Genomic DNA, 921 nt, shown 5'->3' with positions numbered 1-921 from the left:
ATCTACATCAAGGTCGTTTGCGACCTGCTTTAATTGGCCCACCGCTGTTAGATAAGGCACGATAAATCGCGTGGTGGGTCGGGCATTAATATTATTGCCGATGAACCAGTTGACCAAACCGTAGTGAAATTCAAGGTTAGTAGAGAGGTCTTTGCCTTCAAGTTTGGTGACACGCAAAATTTCAGACAGCCGCTGATAGCTTTCCATTCGGCTGTTGCCGACCGTGAGCAACAGTGCAACGTTGCTATCGTAGGCGCCGGCTAGATGATAGGTCATGAATACGTCTGTATCAGGGTTATGCAAACTGATGCCCTGATCATCTCGAATCTCGCCTTCAAGAGGATTAGACCAGTGTTTAATCACTCCGCCAGCATGCGGTGCAAGCGCGTCATTTGTCGCGTTTAAGCGCGCCTCAACAGAGGCATTAAAACGAGGAACTCTAGTCGGCTTTGGTAGTCGTTTGCCGTGTGCTGCAAGAAGAACCATGGCTTCCACTAGTGACGTGACAACAAAGTGTTCATTGTCGTTCTCTGGGTTGGCGAAGCGCAAACTGTAGCAGAGCTCGGTTACGCGGTGCTCAACTTGAATGCGTGTGTTCATTTCCATGAAGAAGTGCTTGTCGCGATCAACGATGCATTCAAATGTTGAGACGTTGTCTAGGCCGACGGCCTCGCCGAAGCGCTCCGCTTCTTGTTCCATCGCCTCCAGCGTTTTAATGTCCTGGCTCAATACTTTTACTTCTGCATCACGGCCGGCTTTTACCGCATGGGCAAGTGCGTTTTGCAAATCCTCAGCCGTAACCGAGACTTCCAAAAGCTTTTGCTCGTGCATCTGTAATGAGCAGTCGCGGCCGCCCAGAGCCAGAGTCCACTCGCCATTGCCGATTACCTGAATTTCTTGGTGGCGTGTCGTCTCGATATT

At 50.3% G+C, this 921-nt stretch carries 1 pseudogene; it reads right to left on the bottom strand.

Going from position 1 to position 921, the window contains the following annotated elements:
• Nucleotides 1-921: pseudogene (locus A3750_RS14615) on the bottom strand (hypothetical protein); the annotation flags it as partial.

Source organism: Oleiphilus sp. HI0079 (assembly GCF_001635105.1).
This window is presented reverse-complemented; position numbering and strand designations above follow the sequence as displayed.